This window comes from Caldimonas taiwanensis NBRC 104434 (assembly GCF_001592165.1).
GTDB lineage: Bacteria > Pseudomonadota > Gammaproteobacteria > Burkholderiales > Burkholderiaceae_C > Caldimonas > Caldimonas manganoxidans.
On the sequence record NZ_BCWK01000019.1, the window covers coordinates 35,165 to 55,528 of the forward strand.

The 20,364-nt window shown below is 65.5% G+C and carries 19 protein-coding genes; 17 read left to right on the plus strand and 2 right to left on the minus strand.

Features of this window, described 5'->3' with window-relative positions; genetic code table 11:
• Nucleotides 1–33 precede the first annotated feature (33 nt).
• Complete coding sequence (gene rnr / locus CTA01S_RS13535; protein WP_062196298.1) at nt 34–2,244, plus strand: ribonuclease R; 2,211 nt, start codon at nt 34–36, stop codon at nt 2,242–2,244.
• Here the strand turns inward: rnr and CTA01S_RS13540 are convergent.
• Both CTA01S_RS13540 and CTA01S_RS13545 read right to left on the minus strand, forming a co-directional pair.
• Nucleotides 2,237–3,784: an NAD(P)H-hydrate dehydratase gene (locus CTA01S_RS13540; protein WP_371326099.1), complete on the minus strand. Its 1,548-nt coding sequence runs from the start codon at nt 3,782–3,784 to the stop codon at nt 2,237–2,239. The genes rnr and CTA01S_RS13540 overlap by 8 nt on opposite strands.
• A 72-nt stretch (nt 3,785–3,856) precedes the next feature.
• Entirely contained in the window at nt 3,857–5,206 is a 1,350-nt protein-coding gene (locus tag CTA01S_RS13545) for an amidase (protein ID WP_062196300.1), read from the minus strand.
• A 209-nt stretch (nt 5,207–5,415) separates the two neighbouring features.
• Here CTA01S_RS13545 and rpsB point away from each other — a divergent pair, with 209 nt between their 5' ends.
• From rpsB to CTA01S_RS13625, 16 genes are all read left to right on the plus strand, one after another.
• Complete coding sequence (rpsB, locus tag CTA01S_RS13550) at nt 5,416–6,159, plus strand: 30S ribosomal protein S2 (RefSeq protein WP_062196302.1); 744 nt, start codon at nt 5,416–5,418, stop codon at nt 6,157–6,159.
• A 117-nt stretch (nt 6,160–6,276) separates the two neighbouring features.
• Entirely contained in the window at nt 6,277–7,173 is an 897-nt protein-coding gene (tsf, locus tag CTA01S_RS13555; RefSeq protein ID WP_026330068.1) for a translation elongation factor Ts, read from the plus strand.
• A gap of 65 nt (nt 7,174–7,238) precedes the next feature.
• Nucleotides 7,239–7,949 (plus strand): UMP kinase, encoded by a 711-nt coding sequence (gene pyrH / locus CTA01S_RS13560; protein ID WP_019560229.1) that lies wholly within the window; start codon nt 7,239–7,241, stop codon nt 7,947–7,949.
• A 14-nt stretch (nt 7,950–7,963) separates the two neighbouring features.
• Entirely contained in the window at nt 7,964–8,524 is a 561-nt protein-coding gene (frr, locus tag CTA01S_RS13565) for a ribosome recycling factor (RefSeq protein ID WP_062196304.1), read from the plus strand.
• A gap of 52 nt (nt 8,525–8,576) precedes the next feature.
• Nucleotides 8,577–9,287: a polyprenyl diphosphate synthase gene (uppS, locus tag CTA01S_RS13570; protein WP_062196328.1), complete on the plus strand. Its 711-nt coding sequence runs from the start codon at nt 8,577–8,579 to the stop codon at nt 9,285–9,287.
• Nucleotides 9,288–9,289: 2 nt separating this feature from the next.
• Entirely contained in the window at nt 9,290–10,126 is an 837-nt protein-coding gene (locus CTA01S_RS13575) for a phosphatidate cytidylyltransferase (protein ID WP_062196306.1), read from the plus strand.
• 2 nt (nt 10,127–10,128) lie between these two features.
• Nucleotides 10,129–11,313, plus strand: a complete 1,185-nt coding sequence (ispC, locus tag CTA01S_RS13580; RefSeq protein ID WP_019560225.1) for a 1-deoxy-D-xylulose-5-phosphate reductoisomerase — start codon at nt 10,129–10,131, stop codon at nt 11,311–11,313.
• Nucleotides 11,310–12,680 carry an RIP metalloprotease RseP gene (rseP, locus tag CTA01S_RS13585; RefSeq protein ID WP_062196309.1) on the plus strand — a complete coding sequence of 457 codons (1,371 nt, stop codon included), beginning with the start codon at nt 11,310–11,312 and terminating at the stop codon, nt 12,678–12,680. Before ispC ends, rseP begins: the two co-directional genes overlap by 4 nt.
• Before the next feature lie 4 nt (nt 12,681–12,684).
• Complete coding sequence (gene bamA / locus CTA01S_RS13590) at nt 12,685–15,009, plus strand: outer membrane protein assembly factor BamA (protein WP_232301067.1); 2,325 nt, start codon at nt 12,685–12,687, stop codon at nt 15,007–15,009.
• Nucleotides 15,009–15,524 (plus strand): OmpH/Skp family outer membrane protein, encoded by a 516-nt coding sequence (locus tag CTA01S_RS13595; protein ID WP_019560222.1) that lies wholly within the window; start codon nt 15,009–15,011, stop codon nt 15,522–15,524. Before bamA ends, CTA01S_RS13595 begins: the two co-directional genes overlap by 1 nt.
• The gene (gene lpxD / locus CTA01S_RS13600; protein WP_019560221.1) at nt 15,521–16,552 is read left to right on the plus strand and encodes a UDP-3-O-(3-hydroxymyristoyl)glucosamine N-acyltransferase; all 1,032 of its coding nucleotides are present in this window, start codon (nt 15,521–15,523) and stop codon (nt 16,550–16,552) included. Before CTA01S_RS13595 ends, lpxD begins: the two co-directional genes overlap by 4 nt.
• On the plus strand, nt 16,549–16,992 hold the full coding sequence (gene fabZ / locus CTA01S_RS13605; RefSeq protein ID WP_062196311.1) for a 3-hydroxyacyl-ACP dehydratase FabZ: 444 nt from the start codon (nt 16,549–16,551) through the stop codon (nt 16,990–16,992). The genes lpxD and fabZ overlap by 4 nt, the downstream gene beginning before the upstream one ends.
• A 14-nt stretch (nt 16,993–17,006) precedes the next feature.
• On the plus strand, nt 17,007–17,795 hold the full coding sequence (gene lpxA / locus CTA01S_RS13610; RefSeq protein WP_019560219.1) for an acyl-ACP--UDP-N-acetylglucosamine O-acyltransferase: 789 nt from the start codon (nt 17,007–17,009) through the stop codon (nt 17,793–17,795).
• Between the two features lie 2 nt (nt 17,796–17,797).
• Nucleotides 17,798–18,952, plus strand: coding sequence for a lipid-A-disaccharide synthase (lpxB, locus tag CTA01S_RS13615; RefSeq protein ID WP_062196314.1), 1,155 nt, complete (start codon nt 17,798–17,800; stop codon nt 18,950–18,952).
• Nucleotides 18,924–19,550 carry a ribonuclease HII gene (rnhB, locus tag CTA01S_RS13620; protein WP_019560217.1) on the plus strand — a complete coding sequence of 209 codons (627 nt, stop codon included), beginning with the start codon at nt 18,924–18,926 and terminating at the stop codon, nt 19,548–19,550. Before lpxB ends, rnhB begins: the two co-directional genes overlap by 29 nt.
• Nucleotides 19,551–19,558: 8 nt before the next feature.
• Nucleotides 19,559–20,320: a TrmH family RNA methyltransferase gene (locus tag CTA01S_RS13625; protein ID WP_232301068.1), complete on the plus strand. Its 762-nt coding sequence runs from the start codon at nt 19,559–19,561 to the stop codon at nt 20,318–20,320.
• Nucleotides 20,321–20,364 lie beyond the last annotated feature (44 nt).

A 20,364-nucleotide genomic window follows, 5' to 3' on the forward strand; every position in this document is an offset into this window, starting at 1 on the left:
ATCATCAATCATTTGAAAACTGCAAGCACCACGATGGCCACCACCTTGTTCGACGAGGTCGAAGGGACGGTCATCGGTCACCGTGACGGCCATGGCTTCGTGCGCCGTGACGATGGACAGGCCGATGTCTATCTTTCGCCGCAGGAAATGCGCGCCGTGCTGCACCGCGACCGCGTGCGCGTGCGTGTGGTGCGGCACGATCGCAAGGGCCGCCCGGAAGGGCGTGTGCTCGAGATCATCGAGCGCAAGAAGTCGCCCCTCATCGGCCGTTTGTTGCATGAGGGGGGTGTGTGGATCGTGGCGCCCGAAGACAAGCGCTACGGGCAAGACATCCTGATCCCGAAAAACGCGATCGCGAAAGCCCAGGCTGGGCAGGTGGTGGCCGTGGAGTTGACGGAGCCACCGTCGATGTACTCACAGCCGGTCGGTCGCGTCACCGAGGTGCTGGGCGAGATCGACGATCCTGGCATGGAGATCGAGATCGCGGTGCGCAAGTACGAAGTGCCGCATCAGTTCTCGCCGGCGACCTTGGCCCAGGCGGCCAAGCTGCCCGACAAGATCCGCCCGGCCGACCGCAAACACCGCATCGACCTGACCGACGTGCCTTTGGTGACCATCGACGGTGAGGACGCACGCGACTTCGATGATGCGGTCTACTGCGAGCCGGCACGCGTTGGCCGTGGCAAAGGATGGCGCTTGGTGGTGGCCATTGCCGACGTCAGCCACTATGTCAAGCCCGGCGACCCGCTGGATGCCGATGCCTACGAGCGCGCCACTTCGGTGTACTTCCCTCGTCGGGTCATCCCGATGCTGCCGGAGAAACTGTCCAATGGGCTGTGTTCGCTCAACCCGGACGAGGACCGGTTGGCGATGGTCTGCGACATGCTCATCAATGCCAAAGGTGAGATCCACGCCTATCAGTTTTTCCCGGCGGTGATTCGCTCGCATGCGCGGCTCACGTACACCGAGGTGGCGGCCATTCTGGCCAATACCCGCGGCCCCGAGGCCCAGCGCCGCCAAGCCTTGGTGCCGCACTTGCTGCATCTGCACGAGGTGTACCGCGCATTGCTGCGCGAGCGCACCCAGCGTGGAGCGGTGGACTTCGAGACCGTCGAGACACAGATCGTGTGCGACGACAACGGTCGCATCGAAAAAATCGTGCCGCGGGTGCGCACCGAGGCGCATCGCCTCATCGAGGAGGCCATGCTGGCGGCCAATGTGTGCGCGGCCGACTTCATTGCTCGCGCCAATCACCCGGCGTTGTATCGGGTGCACGAGGGTCCCACGCCGGACAAGCGCGTGGTCTTGCAGAACTATCTGCGCGCCTTGGGCTTGGGGCTGACCATCAGCGACGAACCGCATCCCAGGGAGTTTCAGGCCATTGCCGAGGCGACCAAGGGGCGGCCCGATGCGGCGCAGATCCACTCGATGTTGCTGCGATCCATGCAGCAGGCCATTTACACCCCGGTCAACTCGGGGCATTTCGGCTTGGCTTACGAGGCTTACACGCACTTCACCAGCCCGATTCGCCGCTACCCCGATTTGCTCGTGCACCGGGTCATCAAGGCGTTGTTGCAGGGGCAGCGCTATCGTTTGAGCGGCTTGCTCGACGTGCCGAAGCCGCAGCGGCGTGGGGCGCAAAAAAAGACCCCGGCCGCTGAAATGGCGCAGTGGGAGGCCGCGGGCATCCATTGCAGCGCTTGCGAGCGACGTGCCGACGAAGCCTCCCGCGATGTCGAAGCCTGGCTCAAATGTCGCTTCATGCGAGATCACCTCGGCGAGGAGTACTGCGGCACGGTCAGTGCGGTCACGAGCTTCGGTGTGTTCGTGCAGCTCGATGCGCTCTATGTCGAAGGCTTGGTGCATGTCACCGAGCTTGGTGGCGAGTATTTCCGCTTCGACGAGGTGCGCCAGGAGCTGCGCGGTGAGCGCAGCGGGGTGCGCTACGCGATCGGTGCGCGGGTGCGGGTGCAAGTCATCCGTGTGGACCTGGACGGACGCAAGATCGATTTCCGCATGGTGCACGAGGCGGCCGACGAGCGCGCCGGCTCCCGCGCGGGCAAAGGCCTGGGCGGGAGCCGACAGGCTCGGCTGGCGGAGGTGGAGGCGGCCGATCGGCAGGTGAAATCCCGCGCACGTGCGGTCAAAGCGGGGGCTGCGGCGGTCAGTCGCGGCGCTCGCGGTGGATCCAAGAAGACGGCCGTCAAGCCGCCCAAGCCACGCAGTGCTCGCCGGGTCAGATAGTCGGCGTCGAGGCGGACCATGAGGCCGCCAAGCGCTCGATGAGCACGCTGGCGCGCAGTGGGGCGCCGTGCCCCTCGGCGATCCAGCGGTCGGCTGCCGCCCCGTGTAGAAACACCGCGGCGGTGGCGGCCGTCCAGGCATCGAGCCCTTGGGCCCACAGACCGGCCAGCCAGCCCGCCAGTACATCGCCCGTGCCTGCAGTGGCCAAGGCTGCGTTGCCAGTGCGGTTGATCCATGGGGTGCCGCAGGCCTGAGCGATCACGGTGCCCGACCCTTTGAGCACCACGGTGCAGTCCAGGTGTCTGGCCAAGGTTTGGGCTGCGGCCAGCCGGTCGGCTTGGACCTCCCGGGACGATGTGGCCCCCAGCAGGCGTGCAGCCTCCAGCGGATGCGGCGTCAGCACGGTGGACTGCCCACGGCGGGCGCGGCGTTGCAGTTGGGCCTGCAGGCCGGCGTCCGCGGCCACGGCGTTGAGCGCATCGGCATCGAGCACCAGGCGTGGAGCCCGTCCAAGCCACCAAGGCAGGGCGGACCCGATGGCCGATCCTCCCCCGCAACCGCACACCACGGTCAGTGAGTCGATGGGCAGTGAGGCGGCCGTTGCCGCATCCCGCCCCATCAACTCGGGTTGCTGGGGGTCCAGCAAGGGCGCCTGCGGGTCCAAGGGGTGGGCGTAGACCCGTCCTGCACCGGCTGCCAACGCGGCACGGGCGGCCAGCCACAGCGCGCCGCCCATGCCGGCGGCGCCGCCGACGACCAGCACCTCGCCGAAGCTGCCTTTGTGGTGCGCGTGGCGTCTGTGGGGCCGCGGCACCTGGCCCGCGCCGAGCCAAGCATCGGCGGGCCGTTGGGGGTGGACCCCCAAGTCGTCGAACCATACGCGTCCGGCCAGATCGCGTCCGTCGGCGGTGAACAGGCCGGGTTTGAGGGTCAGCAAGCTCAGGGTGTGGTCGGCGCGTACCACGTCGTCGGGGCCGCTGCCCAGACTGCGCCCGGTGTCGGCATCCAATCCGGTGGGTAGATCCACGGCCAGCACCGGGCCTGGATGGCGTCGCAGCGCCTGCACGGCTGCAGCGATGGGGCCTTGCGGCGCACGGCGCCCCCCCAGGCCGAGCAAGGCATCGATGGCCAGGCTGCCGGCAGGTCGCTCGGCAGGCGCGTCGATATCCGGGCCGGCGACGATGGGCACGCCGGCTCGTCGCGCGCGCTCCAAGGCATGCGCGGCATCGGTAGGCAAACGCTGCGGATCGGCCCACAGATGGACCTGCACGATCCGCCCGGCTTCACGCAGGCAAGCGGCTGCCTCCAGGCCATCGCCCCCGTTGTGGCCGGGCCCAGCCGCAATCCATACCTGGGGCGCATGGGGGGCTACGGCTTGGGCCAATCGGGCGAGCGAGCGGCCGGCGCGTGCCATCAGCGTGTACGGCGGCACGTCGGCCAGGGCGCGGGCTTCGATGTCACGGCTGCTGGCCACGCCGTACAGCGGCCAAGCCTTTGGGCTTGACAGCACCGGCGTGGGTGAGCGCAAGGCAGAGGGCACGGAACGAGGAGTAAACAGTGTTGGACGAACAGGCTCGCACGATAGCGCAGCGGCCACAGGCTGCAAAGCCGCTCACCGCCCGTGCAAGGCGGCTTCCACCGACAGCCCGAGGTTCAGCACGATGTCGTCCTGACCCGCGCCGGCCCACAGCATCAGCCCCACTGGCCAGTCCTCGGCCGGTGGGCAAGGCATGGACAGCGCGCAGCCGTCCAGGAAGTTCACCACCGAAGGATTGCGCAGCAGCCGGGCATTGAGGCGGAAGAACGCCTCATCATCGGTGGCGATGTGGGCGATGGGCGGCGCCACACAGGGCACGGTCGGCGAAAGCAACGCATCGAAGCCGGCGATGCGGGCCTGCACGCGCGCGATCCAGTCCGCCCGTGCGCGTTGCAGGGCCAGATAGTCGGCTGCCAGGATGTGCTGCCCACTGCGGATGCGACGCGCCACACGGGGGTCGTACCGTGCTTCATGGGCCTCGATCAGCCGGCGGTGCCAGGCCCAGCTTTCTGCAGCCGGGAAGTTGCAGTGGGCTTGCAGGGCCGGCAATTCGCTCAACTCGGGCAGATCGAAGTCCTCGATTGGGTAGCCGGCGGCGCGCAGCTGCGCCACAGCGGCTTCGAAGCGTCGTTGCACCAGTGGCTCCAATTCATCGAGCATCAGGGTGCGTGGCACCCCCAGGCGCCAACCATGCGGTGGACGGGGGCGCATCGAGACCGTTCGGTCGGCCAACACTTCGTGCAACAGCACGGCGTCGCGCACCGAGCGGGTGATCGCGCAGGCCGTGTCCAGCGTGGGCGACAGAGGGATGCAGCCTTCCAGCGGGACGAGTCGCGCGGTGCATTTGAAGCCGACCAGTCCTTGCAAGGCCGCTGGAATGCGGATCGAGCCGCCCGTATCCGATCCCAGGGCTGCCCAGGCCGCCCCGACGGCCACCGAGACGGCAGCGCCTGAGCTGGAGCCGCCGGGGATGCGCGGATTCGCAGGGTCGAGCGCGGCTGTGGCCGGATTGGCCGGCGTGGGGTGATGAGGGTTCCAGCCCACCCCCGAGTAGGCGAACTCCGTCATATGGGTATGGCCGATGAGGGCGGCCCCGGCGCGGCGCAGGCGGGCGACGGCCGCGGCGTCACGGCCAGCCGGTGCGCGCTCGGCGAGCACTCGCGAGCCTGCCGTGGTCGGGTGGCCAGCCACATCGAAGAGGTCTTTGATACTCACCGGCACTCCGGCCAACGGCCCTGTGGGCGCGCCGGCAGCCCGAGCCTGGTCGGCCGCGCAAGCCGCTGCCCGGGCCTGCGCTTCGAAAAGACGAATGAAGGCCTCGCGAGCCGAGCCCTGGGCCAAGGCCAGCGCCGATTCGACCATGTCCACGGCATGCCGTTGTCCGGCCTGCCATTGCGCGCGCGCAGTGATGAGGTCTTCAGGCATGACGTGTCGTGCTACAATCTTCGGGTTTACCTGCAGGCTTTGCGCAGAGCGCAAGTCCGCGGGGGACGAAATCGCGGATCCGGCCATCGATTGGCCTCGGGGCGGGGCTCCGAGAGATGCGAAAAGGTGTCGTTCAGGTGCGCGGCCTGGAAGGTGCGCAGCCTGGCGATTGACGCCGGATTCTAGACCCAACCTTTTGGAGCGCTCACATGCCCGTCACCATGCGTGAAATGCTGGAAGCCGGTGTCCATTTCGGGCACCAGACTCGCTTCTGGAACCCCAAGATGGCCCCCTACATCTTCGGCCATCGCAACAAGATCCACATCATCAACCTCGAAAAGACGCTGCCGATGTTCGAGGAGGCGATGAAGTTCATTCGCCAACTCAGCAGCCGTCGCGGCACCATCCTGATGGTGGGCACCAAGCGTCAAGCCCGCGAAATCGTCGCCCAGGAGGCTCAACGGGCCGGCATGCCCTATGTGGACCAGCGTTGGCTGGGTGGCATGCTGACCAACTTCAAGACCGTCAAGGCTTCGCTGAAGAAGCTCAAGGACATGCAGGCTCAGGTCGAAGCCGGCCTGGATCAGCTCAGCAAAAAGGAAGCTCTGCTGTTCCAGCGTGAGCTGGCCAAGCTCGAGAAGGACATTGGCGGCATCCAGGACATGACGGCGCTGCCGGATGCGCTGTTCGTGATCGACGTCGGTTATCACAAGATCGCCGTGGCCGAAGCCAAGAAGCTGGGCATTCCGGTCATCGGTGTGGTCGACACCAACCACTCGCCGGCCGAAATCGACTATGTGATCCCAGGCAATGACGACTCGGCCAAGGCAGTGGCGTTGTATGCCCGCGCGGTGGCCGATGCCGTGCTCGAGGGCCGCGCCAACGCGGTGAACGAGGTGGTGCAGGCGGCTGCCGCCGAAGACGAGTTCGTGGAAGTGAGCGAGACGGCCTGAACGTCGCCCACGTGCTCGTCCAGGGGGCTGGTTCAGCCCCTTTTTTTCAACGAAAACCGTACACCCGACCCCGGCCGCGCCGTCGATGCGCGCGGCCCGTGATACAGGAGAGCAACAATGCCCGCAATTACCGCAAGCATGGTGGCCGAGCTGCGTGCCAAGACCGATGCCCCGATGATGGAGTGCAAGAAAGCGCTGACCGAAGCCGAAGGCGATATGGCCCGTGCCGAGGAGATTCTGCGCGTCAAGCTGGGCAACAAAGCTGGCAAGGCCGCCTCGCGAGTGACCGCCGAGGGCGTGATCGCCGCGTCGATCGAGGGCACCACCGGTGCGTTGGTCGAGGTCAACTGCGAGACCGATTTCGTGTCCAAGAACGACGCCTTCCTCGCGTTTGCCAAGGCAGTGGCTGGTCTGGTGGCCGAGCATGATCCGGCCGATGTGGCGGCCCTGTCGGCGCTGCCTTTGTCGATGGAGGGCTTCGGGCCGACCGTCGAGGACGTGCGCAAGGGTCTCATCGGCAAGATCGGTGAGAACATGACGATTCGCCGCTTCAAGCGCTACGCTGGGGGCGGCAAGCTGGCCCATTACCTGCACGGCACCCGCATCGGAGTGATCGTCGAGTTCGACGGTGACGAGGTGGCTGCCAAGGACGTGGCCATGCACGTGGCGGCCATGAAGCCGGCAGCTCTGGCGGCGGCCGACGTGCCCGCGGAGTTGGTGGACAAGGAGCGCAAGATCGCCGCCGAGAAGGCAGCCGAAAGCGGCAAGCCGGCCGATATCGTCGCCAAGATGGTCGAGGGCTCGGTGCAGAAATTCCTCAAGGAGGTCTCGCTGCTCGAGCAAGTCTTCGTCAAGGCGGCCGATGGCAAGCAGACCGTGGGGCAATACCTCAAGGGGGCAGGCACCACCGTCAAGAGCTTCACGCTGTACGTCGTGGGCGAAGGCATCGAGAAGAAGCAGGACGACTTTGCTGCCGAGGTGGCCGCTCAGGTGGCCGCGGCCAAGGCTCAGTGAGTCTCGCCGCTGGCCAAACCGATACACTTCTCACGCGCTGCGCTGCCCACGATCGGAGGATCTGCATGCCGACCTATCAACGCGTCCTGCTCAAACTCTCGGGTGAAGCCCTGATGGGCGATGATGCGTACGGTATCAACCGCGCCACGATCGTGCGCATCGTGCGTGAGATCCAGGAAGTCACCGCCCTGGGCTGTGAGGTGGCCGTGGTCATCGGAGGCGGCAACATCTTCCGCGGGGTGGCCGGTGGCTCGGTCGGGATGGACCGTGCCACGGCGGATTACATGGGCATGCTGGCCACGGTGATGAACGCGTTGGCCCTGGCCGATACGATGCGTCAGGAAGGCATGACTGCCCGTGTGATGTCGGCCATCGGCATCGAACAGATCGTCGAGCCCTACGTTCGGCCCAAGGCGCTGCAATACCTGGAAGAGGGCAAGGTGGTGGTGTTTGCCGCAGGCACGGGCAATCCCTTTTTCACCACCGATACCGCTGCCGCGCTGCGCGGCGCGGAGATCGGTGCGCAAATCATGCTCAAGGCCACCAAGGTCGATGGGGTGTATACCGCGGATCCGAAGAAGGATCCCGAAGCCACTCGCTACACCAGCATCAGCTTCGACGAGGCCATCGTCAAGAACCTGCAGGTGCTGGACGCCACGGCGTTCGCGTTGTGCCGCGATCAGAAGTTGCCGATCAAGGTGTTCAGCATCTTCAAGCCCGGAGCGCTCAAGCGCGTGGTGCTGGGTGAGGACGAGGGCACCCTGGTCCATGTTTGAGGAGCACGTTTTCCATGAGCATCGCTGACATCAAGAAGACTGCCGAGCAGAAGATGGCCAAGTCGGTCGAGGCCTTCAAGCAAGAGCTTGCCAAGATCCGGACCGGCCGGGCCCACCCAGGTCTGCTGGATCAGGTGCATGTCGAGTACTACGGTTCGATGGTGCCCATCAGCCAAGTGGCCAATGTCACGCTGCTGGATGCCCGCACGATCAGCGTGCAGCCCTGGGAGAAGGGCATGGGGCCCAAGATCGAAAAGGCCATCCGGGAATCCGACCTCGGTTTGAACCCGGCGGCGCAAGGCGACTTGCTGCGCGTTCCCATGCCCCCGTTGACCGAGGAGCGCCGCAGGGAGCTGACCAAGGTGGTCCGCCACGCGGGCGAAGAAGCCAAGGTGGCAGTGCGCAACCTGCGCCGGGATGCCAATGAGCAGGCCAAGAAGCTGCTCAAGGAAAAGCAGATCACCGAGGACGAGGAACGTCGCTCGCAGGACGAAATCCAAAAGCTCACCGACCGCACCGTGGCCGAGATCGACAAGTTGATCGCGGCCAAGGAAGCGGAGATCATGGCCGTCTGAGGGCCCGCTTGATCGCGCGCTCGAGCTTCGTGGGTAGGGGGTTGCAGCCATGATGCCGCGCCACGTGGCGATCATCATGGACGGCAACGGACGATGGGCCAGCCGTAGGTTGATGCCTCGTGGCATGGGCCACCGAGCCGGCGTGGACGCCCTGGTGCGCACGGTGCAAGCTTGCGCTCGCCGCGGCATTGCCTATTTGACGGTCTTTGCCTTTTCGTCCGAGAACTGGCAGCGTCCACAGGAGGAGGTCAGTGGCTTGATGTCGCTGGTGCTCAGCACCGTGGGGCGCCACCTGGAAGAACTGGCCAGCAAAGGGGTGCGGGTGCGCATCATCGGGGACCGTTCTGCGGTGTCCGACAAGGTCAATCAAGCGTGGCTTCAGGCCGAGGAAGCCACGCGACACAATCAGGGTCTGACGCTCACCGTGGCCTTCAGTTATGGGGGGCGGTGGGACGTGGTGCAGGCTTGTCGCCGCGCCCTCGAGTCAGGAATTCGTCCGCAAGATTTGGATGAGGCGGCCATCGCGCGCCACCTGTCCTTGTCCTATGCCCCGGATCCCGACCTGTTGATTCGCACCGGCGGGGAAATGCGCATCAGCAATTTCCTGCTGTGGCAGTCGGCCTACACGGAACTGTATTTCACCGACTGCCTCTGGCCCGATTTCAACGAGGTGGAGCTCGACCGCGCGCTGCAGTCCTATGCGCGCCGCGACCGCCGTTTCGGTCGTGTGTCGGACGCGGACGCTGGCGTGCCCAAGGTCTGAAGATGCTCAAGCAACGGGTCATGACGGCCGTGGTGCTGCTGCTGCTGGCGCTGCCGGCGCTGCTGGTGTCGAATCCCGCGCCGTTTGCACTGTTGAGCGCACTGCTGTTGGCCGCGGCCGGTTGGGAGTGGTCTCGTCTGAATCTGCGTTCCGTGCCGATGGCCTATGCCACGGGCGGCCTGATGGTGGCCGGCTGTGCGGGCTTGTGGTGGACCGGATGGTCGGCTCAGAGTCTGACGCCGCTGTGGTGGCTGGCCTTGATGGTGTGGGTGATGGGCGGTGCTTGGGCACTGCGCGTCGGAGCGTCGGGCTGGTCGAGCGCGCCGGCTTCGCTGCGCTGGCTCTTGGGTGTGTTGCTGCTGTGGCTGGCCTGGCTGGCCTTGAATCAGTCCAAGGCCACAGGGGTCAACCATCTGCTGTCGATTCTTTGTTTGGTATGGGCCGCCGACATCGCTGCCTACTTCGGTGGGCGCGCCTTCGGTCGGCGTAAACTGGCGCCGGCGATCAGCCCCGGGAAGAGTTGGGAAGGGGTGTGGTGCGGTGTGGTCGGTGTGCTCGTGCTGGCGGCTGCATGGATGGTCTTCGATCGCACGGGCCTGGCCGATGGCCCCAGTCTCTACTCTGCCTTGCATGCGCGCTGGGGGTGGGTCGGCCTGGTGGTGGTGTGCGTGTTCCTGACGGCCATGAGCGTGGTGGGAGATTTGTTCGAGTCCCTGGTCAAGCGTGCCGCAGGTGTGAAGGACAGCAGTCGCTTGTTGCCGGGCCATGGCGGGGTGCTCGACCGCATCGATGCCTTGTTGCCGGTCTTTCCGATTGCGATGACCCTGGGGAGCCTGTGAGGATGGTTCAGCGTCTTTGCATCCTGGGCTCGACGGGCTCGATCGGCACGAGCACGCTGGACGTGGTGGCGCTGCATCCGGATCGCTTCGAGGTGGTGGCGTTGACGGCACACGCGCGTGTGCAGGCCCTGCTGGAGCAATGCCTGCGCTGGAAGCCTCGTTATGCCGTGATGACCGATGCCGCGGCCGCACGCAGCTTGCGCCAGGCGGTGCGCGAGGCCGGCTTGCGCACCGAGGTGCTCGAAGGCAGCCAAGCCTTGGAGGAGATGGCCGCGCATCCCGAGGTGGATGCGGTGATGGCGGCCATCGTCGGCGCGGCTGGCCTGCGCCCTTGCCTGGCCGCCGCTCGCGCAGGCAAGAAGCTGATGCTGGCGAACAAAGAAGCCCTGGTGGTCGGCGGGGCGATGTTCATGGAGGCGGTGCGCGCCGGTGGGGCCACCTTGCTGCCCATCGACAGCGAGCATTCGGCGATCTTTCAGTGTCTGCCCGAAGATGCGTCCACTTGGTCGCGACGCATCGAACGCATCGTCTTGACCGCCTCGGGCGGGCCGTTTCGCCAACGCGACCCGGCCACGTTGTCGGCCGTCACGCCGCAGGAGGCTTGCGCCCATCCGAACTGGGTGATGGGACGCAAGATTTCGGTGGATTCGGCCACGATGATGAACAAGGCGTTGGAAGTCATCGAAGCGCGCTGGCTCTTCGATTTGCCGCCCGAACGCATCGAGGTGCTGATCCATCCCCAAAGCATCGTGCACTCCATGGTGGTGTGCAAGGATCGATCGGTGTTGGCCCAGTTGGGCACGCCGGACATGAAGGTGCCCATTGCCTACGGCTTGGCCTATCCCGAACGTATCGCCTCGGGCGCCGAACGGCTGGACCTCACGCGCATCGGTGCGCTGAGCTTCGAGACGCCTGATCCCCAGCGCTTTCCGGGCCTGAGCTTGGCTTGGCAGGCGCTTTCGGCACGGCACGGAACCACGGCCGTGCTCAACGCGGCCAACGAAGAGGCCGTGGCCGCCTTTTTGGAGGGAACCATCCGGTTCGACCAGATTCACACCGTGAATCTGCTCACGCTCGAGAGGGTGCTGCCCGAAGCGGAAGTGCGTGACTCCCTGGACGCACTGCTGGCCCTGGATGCTCGGGCCCGGCACCAGGCACGCAGCATCGTCACGGAGTTGTCGGCATGATCACCACCGTTTTGGCCTTCCTGGTCACGCTCGGTGTCCTCATCGTGGTGCACGAGTGGGGGCACTACCGCATGGCCAAGGCCTGCGGTGTGAAGGTGTTGCGTTTTTCGATCGGTTTCGGGCCGGTGTTGTGGCGTCGCCAGGCGCATCCCGAGGCCACTGAGTTCGTGGTCTGTGCGCTGCCTTTGGGCGGCTATGTGCGCATGCTCGATGAACGCGAGGGCGTGGTCCCTGCGGAGCTGGCGCCTCGGGCCTTCAACCGCCAGCCGCTGAGGGCGCGCGCGGCCATCGTGGCCGCCGGACCGGCGGCCAACCTCGTGCTGGCGGTGCTGTTGTATGCGGCCGCGGGCTGGATCGGCATGGACGAGCCCAAAGCCGTGTTGGGAGCGCCGGCGGCAGGCAGCCTGGCCGAGCGCGCCGGCCTGCGGGCGGGCGATTGGGTGCAGGGCGTGCGCACTGGGGAGGGCGATGTCGAGCCGGTGCGTTCGTTTGGTGATCTGCGCTGGCGTATCACCGAAGCCGCGGTGGATCAGCGCGATCTCGATCTGGAGGTCACCGATGCCCAGGGCTACCACCCCCGAACGGTGAGGCTGGCATTGGCGTCGCTGGGCGCACGCGAGGTGGATGCCCGACTCATGTCCAAGGTGGGGCTTGGGGCGCCATACAGCGAGCCGGTGCTCGGCGAAGTCCTGGCCGACGGGCCAGCCGCCCGTGCGGGTCTGCGGCAGGGCGATCGCGTGCTCAGTGTGAACGGTCAGCCCATTCAAGACGCTGCCCGTCTACGAGAGCTCATTCGGCACTCGGTGCGGGGCGGCGCGGCCGTGCCCATGCAGTGGCGCGTCGATCGCTCCGGGCAGGTGCTGGAGCTGGAAGTCACGCCTTCGGTGCATCGCCAGGGTGATCAGGCGTGGGGGCGCATCGAAGCTTTCGTGGGGCGGCCTGTCGAGTTCGTCACTGTCCGTTACGGCTTTTTCGAGGGATGGGGATATGCCTTGGCCCGCACCTGGGAGGTGTCGGTTCTGAGCCTGCGCATGTTGGGCAAGATGCTCGTCGGCGATGCCTCGTTGAAGAATTTGAGTGGTCCGCTGACGATTGCCGACTTTGCGGGTCAGTCGGTGCAGTTGGGCGTGGCTTACTATCTGGGCTTTCTCGCGCTGGTGAGCGTGAGTCTGGGCGTGCTCAACCTGCTGCCGTTGCCCGTCCTCGATGGCGGGCACCTGATGTATTATCTTTTCGAAGCAGTGACGGGGCGGCCGGTCTCCGAGGTGTGGCTCGAACGGCTGCAACGCGGCGGCGTCGCCATCATGCTCATGCTGATGTCACTGGCGCTCTACAACGACGTCGCCCGCCTTTTGGGTCTGCACTGACCGCATGCTGCGTAAAAACTCCACAACATCCTCCAAGTCCCGTTTCTCCCCCCGGTTTCGCACGCTGACGGTGGCTGTCTTGGCCACCTTGCACGGAGCGTTTGCCTGGGCTGTCGATCCTTTCGTGCTGCGCGACATTCGCGTCGAAGGGCTGCAGCGCACGGAGCCGGGCACGGTTTTCGGCTCGCTGCCATTTCGCATCGGCGACACTTACAACGATGACAAGGGGGCGGCCGCGCTGCGTGCGTTGTTTGCTACCGGTCTTTTCAAGGACGTGCGCATCGAGGTCGAAGGCGATGTGGTCGTGGTCGTGGTCGAGGAGCGGCCCATCATCGCCGGTGTCGAGTTCGTGGGTATCAAAGAATTCGATCGCGAGACGCTGACCAAGGCCCTGCGCGAAGTGGGTATCACCGACGGGCGACCGTACGATCAAGCGCTGATCGATCGGGCCGAGCAGGAGCTCAAGCGACAATACCTTTCGCGCAGCCTCTATGGCGTCGAGGTGATCACCACGGTGACGCCGTTGGAGCGCAATCGCGTCAATGTGACCTTCTCCGTGACCGAGGGGGGGCAGGCCCGTATCCGCGAGATTCGCATCACCGGCAACCGGGCGTTCTCGCAGCGAGAGCTGCTCGGCTTGTTCGACCTGAGCACCGGTGGGTGGATGAGCTGGTATACCAAATCCGACCGGTACTCACGTGCCAAGCTCAATGCCGACCTGGAGAAGCTGCGCTCGCACTATTTGAATCGTGGCTATTTGGAGTTTGCGATCGAGTCGACCCAGGTGGCGATTTCACCGGACAAGCAAGACATCACGATCACGATCAATGTCCGCGAGGGGCAGCCCTATGTGGTGACCGGTGTGCGCCTGGAAGGGGACTACCTGGGCAAGGAGGATGATTTCAAAGCCCTGGTGCGCATCCAGCCCGGTGAACCCTACCGTGCCGAGGCGGTGGCCGAGACCGTGCGCGCCTTTGCGGAGCGCTTTGGCGCCTTTGGGTATGCGTTTGCGCGCATCGAGCCGCGTACGGACATCGACCGCGCCAGCGGGCGGGTGTCCATTGCGTTGGTGGCCAACCCCCAGCGCCGTGTGTATGTGCGGCGCATCAACATCAGCGGTAACGCCCGCACGCGGGACGAAGTCATCCGACGGGAGTTCCGCCAGTTCGAGTCGGCTTGGTATGACGGCGAGCGCATCCGCTTGTCGCGCGATCGGGTCGACCGCTTGGGGTTCTTCAGTGAGGTCAGCATCGACTCGGAGGAGGTGCCCGGCTCGCTCGATCAGGTGGATTTGAACTTGCGCGTGGTCGAGAAGCCCACCGGCAATCTGCTGCTTGGTGCGGGTTTCTCCAGTGCCGAGAAGCTCACGTTGACGGCCGCGATCAAGCAGGAAAACATCTTCGGTTCGGGCAACTATCTGGGGGTGGAGTTCAATACGAGTCGGTATAACCGCACGCTGGTGGTCAGCACGGTCGACCCGTATTTCACGATGGACGGAGTCTCGCGGTCCATCGACGTGTACTACCGCACGACCCAGCCGCTGTCCAGCCAAGGCAGCGATTACAAGTTGGTGACTCCCGGGGCTTCGATCCGCTTTGGCGTTCCGGTGACGGAGTACGACCGCGTGTTTCTCGGCATTGGCGTGGAACGCACGGAAATCCGCGGCGAGCCAGGCGCGCTGCCCAACAGCTATTTCCGTTATCGTGAACGCTTCGGTCCGACGAGTTTGAGTGTGCCCTTGACGCTGGGCTGGACGCGTGACGACCGTGACAGTGCGTTGGTGCCCACACGAGGGCGTTATCAGCGCGTCAATGCCGAATGGAGTGTGGCTGGCGATACGCGCTATTTGCGCACGAATTATCAGTTCCAACAGTACCTCTCACTGACCCGCGATTTCACTTTGGCGTTCAATACCGAGCTGGGGTGGGGCAAGGGCTTGCAAGGTCGTCCGTTCCCAGTGTTCAAGAATTTCTACAGCGGGGGGCTGGGAACCGTCCGCGGTTTTGCGCAAGGCTCGCTGGGCCCGGTGGATGCCACTGGCGCCTATGTGGGCGGGGCCAAACGGCTGAATCTCAATGGCGAGCTCTACGTGCCTTTCCCAGGCTCGGGCAACGATCGTACGCTGCGGCTGTTTGGTTTCGTCGATGCCGGCAATGTCTTTGGCGAAGAAGATCGCATCCGCTTTGACGAGTTGCGCCTGTCCAGCGGTGTTGGGCTGAGCTGGATCTCTCCGGTGGGGCCGTTGAAGCTGGCGTATGGCGTGCCGCTGCGCAAGCAGCCGGGCGATAGAATCGAGCGCATTCAATTCCAGATTGGAACCGCATTCTGATGAAGAAACTCTTGGGGGCCGCCCTGACGGCCATTGTCCTGTCTTTCGGCGCGGCTGAGCTCGCGCAGGCTCAGGAACTGAAGATCGGCTATGTGAACAGCGACCGCGTCATGCGAGAGTCTGCGCCGGCCAAAGCGGCCACCAGCCGCCTGGAGGCGGAGTTTTCTCGCCGCGACCGAGAGCTCAATGAACTGGGGGCCCGCTTGAAGGCCAACTCCGAGCGTTTGGAGAAGGATGCGCCGACGTTGTCGGAGTCCGAGCGAGCACGCCGTCAACGCGAGCTGGTCGAGCAGGACCGCGAGTTTCAGCGCCGCCGCCGTGAGTTGCAGGAAGACTTCAACCAGCGCCGCAATGAGGAGTTGGCGGCCATCATCGAACGGGCCAACCGGGTCATCAAACAGATCGCCGAGAGTGAGAAATACGATCTCATCGTCCAGGATGCGGTGCACTACAGCCCGCGGGTGGACATCACAGACAAGGTGATCAAGGCCCTCAACGCCAACGGTGGCAAGTGAGCGATGTCCGACTGAGCGAGATCGTTGCCGAGCTGGGAGGGGAACTCGTCGGCTCGGGTGAGCTGCGCATCCACCGGATCGGGCCGTTGGAAGGGGCGGATGCCTCAACGCTCAGCTTTTTGGCGCACGCGCGCTATCAGTCTCAGTTGCAGTCGACCGGGGCGGGCTGTGTGATCGTGGCGCCGGCCTTTCGGGAGGCAGCCGCTGCCCGGGGGGCGGCCATCGTCACGGCCGATCCTTATCTTTACTTTGCCCGCTTGACCCAATGGTGGGCGGCGCGGACGCGAGCTGCCCGTCCTGCCGGCATCCATCCGACGGCCGTGGTCAGTGAGCAGGCCCGCATCGGCCATGATGTGCGGATCGAGGCTTACGCCGTGGTCGAGGAGGGGGCGGTGATCGGTGATGGCGTGGTGATCGGCGCGCATGCCTTCGTTGGCGCTGGCGTCGTGATCGGCCGCGGCACGCGGCTGGCGCCTCGTGTGACGCTGATGCCGGGCACGCGCCTGGGCGAGCGCTGTGTGCTGCACAGCGGTGTGGTGATCGGTGCCGATGGTTTTGGCTTCGCACCGAACGAGGGTCGCTGGGAGAAGATCGAGCAGCTTGGCGGGGTGCGCATCGGCAACGATGTGGAGATCGGCGCCAACAGTTGCGTGGACCGTGGCGCCCTGGAGGACACGGTGATCGAGGACGGGGTCAAGTTGGACAACCTGGTGCAGATCGCCCACAACGTGCACATCGGGGCGCACACGGCCATGGCGGGCTGCGTTGGGGTGGCCGGCAGTGCGCGCATTGGTCGGCATTGCACGGTCGGCGGTGGTGCAGGCATTTTGGGTCATCTGACGATTGCCGATCATGTGCATATCTCGTCGATGTCGCTGGTGACGCGCTCATTGCTGCAGCCCGGGCTCTACAGCGGCGTGTTCCCCATCGACGAGAATGCGTCCTGGGAAAAGAATGCCGCGACACTGCGCCAGTTGCACAAGTTGCGCGAGCGTGTGCGCGCCCTCGAAAAGAAACTGACACCATGATGGATATCCACTCGATCCTCAAGCAGCTGCCTCATCGCTACCCCATCCTCCTGGTGGACCGGGTGCTGGAAGCCGAGCCGGGCAAGCGCATCTTGGCCCTGAAGAACGTCAGCGCCAACGAGCCGTTCTTTCAAGGTCATTTCCCGAACCGTCCCGTCATGCCAGGGGTGTTGATGCTCGAAGCGTTGGCCCAGGCCTCTGCGCTGCTGGCCTTCACCTCGGCCTCGGTGGAGCGCGATCCTCGGGCGGTTTACTACTTCGTTGGCATTGATGGGGCTCGTTTCAAGCGACCGGTGGAGCCCGGCGATCAGTTGCTGCTGGAGGTGACGCTGGACCGAGCGCGGGCCGGTATCTACAAGTTCAAGTGCCAAGCGCGGGTGGGCGAGGAGGTGGCGGTGGAGGCCGAGATCATGTGCACCCAGCGATTGGTGGAGGCCTGAGCAGGGGCGTCGTCATGGCTCAGATCCATCCCACCGCCTTGGTCGACCCGAAGGCCGAGTTGGCGTCCGATGTCCGCGTGGGACCCTATGCGGTGATCGGCCCGGATGTGCGCATCGATGAGGGGACCAGCATCGGTGCTCATTGCGTCATCGAGGGGCGCACGACCATCGGCCGCCGCAATCGCATCTTCCAATTTTGTTCCCTGGGCGCTGCGCCGCAAGACAAAAAATATGCAGGCGAGCCCACCGAGTTGGTGATCGGCGACGACAACACGATTCGAGAGTTTTGCACCTTCAACACCGGGACGGTGCAGGATGCCGGGGTGACGCGCATCGGTAACGACAACTGGATCATGGCCTATGTCCACGTGGCGCATGACTGCCAGTTGGGCAGTCACATCATTTTGGCCAATGCGGTCCAGTTGGCCGGGCACGTGCATTTGGGCGACTGGGTCTTTCTCGGGGGGTTGTCGGGGGTGCATCAGTTCGTGCGGGTGGGCGCGCACGCGATGACCGGTTTTCAGACCCGCTTGTCGCAAGATCTGCCGCCCTTCGTGACGGCCGCGGGCAACCCTGCGCAAGCGCAGGGCATCAATCAGGAAGGGCTGCGCCGCCGGGGCTACTCCCCCGAGCGCATCGCCGTCGTCAAGCAGATGCACCGCACGCTGTACCGCAAAGGGCTGACGCTGGCGCAGGCCAAGGAGGAACTCGCCGCGCTGGCGGACTCGGCCGCCGAGGCGCAAGCCGATGTGCGCCTGATGCTGGACTTCCTGGCTCAGGCCGAGCGCGGTATCGTGCGCTGACTGTGGTGGCACAGGCGAAGACTGCCCCCCGTCTGGCGCTGGTGGCCGGCGAGGCGTCGGGGGATTTGCTGGCCGGGCTGCTGATGGACGGGCTGCGTCAGCGTTGGCCCGATCTGAGTGCCGTGGGCATTGGCGGGCCGCGCATGGCCGAGCAAGGCTTCCAGGCCTGGTGGCCGCACCACAAGCTGGCCGTGCGGGGGTATGCCGAGGTGCTGCGGCATTATGCCGAGATTGCCGGCATCCGCCGGCAGCTGGCGCGTCGGTTGCTTCTAGAGCGTCCGGATGTCTTCATCGGTGTGGACGCGCCGGATTTCAATCTGGGGTTGGAGTCCTGGTTGCGCGAGGCCGGCATCAAGACGGTGCACTTCGTCTGTCCGTCGATTTGGGCCTGGCGCGGCGGGCGCGTGACCCGCATCGCCAAGGCCGCCGACCACGTGCTCTGTTTGTTTCCCTTCGAGCCTGAACTGTTGGCTCGCCACGGCATTGCCGCCAGCTATGTGGGCCATCCGCTGGCCGATGCAATTCCGCTGGAAGTACCTCGGGCCGCGGCGCGGCAGGCCTTGGGGTTGTCGGCGTCGGAGACGGTGGTGGCGTTGCTGCCGGGCAGCCGACGCAGCGAGATCCAGTACATCGCCGCACCGCTTTTGGCCGCTGCGGCGTTGTTGCATCGTCGGCGACCGGAGCTGCGCTTCGTGCTGCCGGCGGCGCCCGGTCTGCGTGAGATGATCGATCCGTTGGTGGCCACGCATGCCCCCGAGGTGCCGCTGCGGGTGCTCGACGGTCGGTCGCACGAGGCTTTGGCCGCCTGCGACGTGACGCTCATCGCCAGTGGCACGGCCACACTGGAGGCCGCGCTGTTCAAGCGGCCTATGGTCATCACTTATCACATGCACTGGTTGACCTGGCAGCTCATGAAGCGCATGGGCTACCAGCCCTGGGTGGGGCTGCCCAACATCTTGTGTGGCGATTTCGTCGTGCCCGAATTGCTGCAGGATCGAGCCACCCCACAAGCCCTGGCCGATGCGGCCCTGGCCTGGCTGGATGATCCGGCGCGCTGCGAGCGTGTGCAGCAGCGTTTCATCGAATTGCACCATCTCCTGCGTCGCAACACGGCGCAGGCCGCTACCGATGCGATCGCGCAAGTCCTTGGGCGCTGAACAGTTGGCTCTGTGCTGGGAGTCACCCGGATTGGTGGCTGGGGTCGATGAAGCCGGCCGCGGGCCGTTGGCCGGACCCGTCGTGGCTGCCGCCGTGATCCTGGACGACCAGCAACCGGTGAAGGGGCTGGCGGATTCCAAGCGGCTCAGCGCATTGCGCCGTGAGCGCTTGTATGACGAGATTCGCGCCAAGGCTTTGTGCTGCAGCATCGCTGTGGCCTCGCCGGAGGAGATCGACCGGCTGAACATTCTTCAGGCGACACTGCTGGCCATGCGCCGGGCGGTGGAGGGGCTGCGTCTGAAGCCGGCGCGGGTCTTGGTCGATGGCAACCGGCTGCCGGTGCTCAAGGTCCCGGCCGAGGCCATCGTCCAAGGAGATGCCAAGGTGCCCGCCATCTCGGCCGCTTCGATTCTGGCCAAGGTGCATCGCGATCGCCTGTGCATGGCGTTGCACGAGGCCCATCCAGAGTATGGGTTTGCCACGCACAAGGGATATCCCACGCGCGAACATTTGGCGGCCTTGCGCGAACACGGACCCTGTCCAGCGCACCGACGCAGTTTTGCCCCGGTTCGTGACGCTTTGCGGGGGCAGGCATGAAGGTGGAGATGCTGCATTCGCGGGACAACCCGCTGTGCGTGAAAGTGCGCAAACTCCTGCGCGACCCCAGCGCCTACCGCAAGCTAGGCTCGGTCTGGCTCGAGGGGGATCATCTGGGCTCGGCCTGGCGGGCCCGGGGCGGCCATGGTGACGAGGCGGTGTTTACCGAGGCGGCCTGGGCGCGGCCCGAGCGGCGTGTGCTGGCCCAGGGCGCGGTACGGGTGGCGGTGGTGAGCGAGACCTTGATGCGCGAACTCAGTGCGCTCGAATCGGCCCCGGATTGTGGGTTTCTGGTGCCCTGGCCGGGGGCCGGCCAAGTGCGCACAGGGCTGGATACCGTGGTGCTCGATCGCTTGCAGGACGCCGGCAACGTGGGGGCGATTTTGCGCAGCGCTGCGGCGCTGGGGGTCAAGCAGGTCGTGGCCATGAAGGGGACGGCCGCGCTGTGGTCACCGAAGGTGTTGCGCGCGGGCATGGGCGCGCATTTCGCGCTGCATCTGGTGGAATTGGCCCATCCCGAGGGGCTGGACGGCCTGGGCGTGCCGCTGGTGGGCACGAGTTCGCACACGGCGCTGGAACTGCACCGATGCCGGCTTGCTTCGCCGCTGGCCTGGGTCTTTGGCCATGAGGGCCAGGGCATGGACCCGGCCCTGGCCTCGCGCTGCGAACAGGTCGTGTGTATCCCCCAGCCTGGCGGCGAGGAATCGCTCAATGTCGCGGCGGCTGCGGCGATCTGCCTGTACGAGTCACTGCGGCAGCGTCTTGTTTGAGCGGCTTGGGGCACCCAAGGAGCTCAGTAGTCGGCCCTGCAAAA

Coding starts and splice junctions, on each gene's coding strand:
- rseP (WP_062196309.1), top strand. CDS start 11,310: ATGATCACCACCGTTTTGGCCTTCCTGGTCACGCTCGGTGTCCTCATC.
- rpsB (WP_062196302.1), top strand. CDS start 5,416: ATGCCCGTCACCATGCGTGAAATGCTGGAAGCCGGTGTCCATTTCGGG.
- pyrH (WP_019560229.1), top strand. CDS start 7,239: ATGCCGACCTATCAACGCGTCCTGCTCAAACTCTCGGGTGAAGCCCTG.
- fabZ (WP_062196311.1), top strand. CDS start 16,549: ATGATGGATATCCACTCGATCCTCAAGCAGCTGCCTCATCGCTACCCC.
- CTA01S_RS13595 (WP_019560222.1), top strand. CDS start 15,009: ATGAAGAAACTCTTGGGGGCCGCCCTGACGGCCATTGTCCTGTCTTTC.
- rnhB (WP_019560217.1), top strand. CDS start 18,924: ATGCGATCGCGCAAGTCCTTGGGCGCTGAACAGTTGGCTCTGTGCTGG.
- bamA (WP_232301067.1), top strand. CDS start 12,685: ATGCTGCGTAAAAACTCCACAACATCCTCCAAGTCCCGTTTCTCCCCC.
- CTA01S_RS13625 (WP_232301068.1), top strand. CDS start 19,559: ATGCTGCATTCGCGGGACAACCCGCTGTGCGTGAAAGTGCGCAAACTC.
- uppS (WP_062196328.1), top strand. CDS start 8,577: ATGCCGCGCCACGTGGCGATCATCATGGACGGCAACGGACGATGGGCC.
- CTA01S_RS13545 (WP_062196300.1), bottom strand. CDS start 5,206: ATGCCTGAAGACCTCATCACTGCGCGCGCGCAATGGCAGGCCGGACAA.
- frr (WP_062196304.1), top strand. CDS start 7,964: ATGAGCATCGCTGACATCAAGAAGACTGCCGAGCAGAAGATGGCCAAG.
- ispC (WP_019560225.1), top strand. CDS start 10,129: ATGGTTCAGCGTCTTTGCATCCTGGGCTCGACGGGCTCGATCGGCACG.
- lpxA (WP_019560219.1), top strand. CDS start 17,007: ATGGCTCAGATCCATCCCACCGCCTTGGTCGACCCGAAGGCCGAGTTG.
- rnr (WP_062196298.1), top strand. CDS start 34: ATGGCCACCACCTTGTTCGACGAGGTCGAAGGGACGGTCATCGGTCAC.
- tsf (WP_026330068.1), top strand. CDS start 6,277: ATGCCCGCAATTACCGCAAGCATGGTGGCCGAGCTGCGTGCCAAGACC.
- CTA01S_RS13575 (WP_062196306.1), top strand. CDS start 9,290: ATGCTCAAGCAACGGGTCATGACGGCCGTGGTGCTGCTGCTGCTGGCG.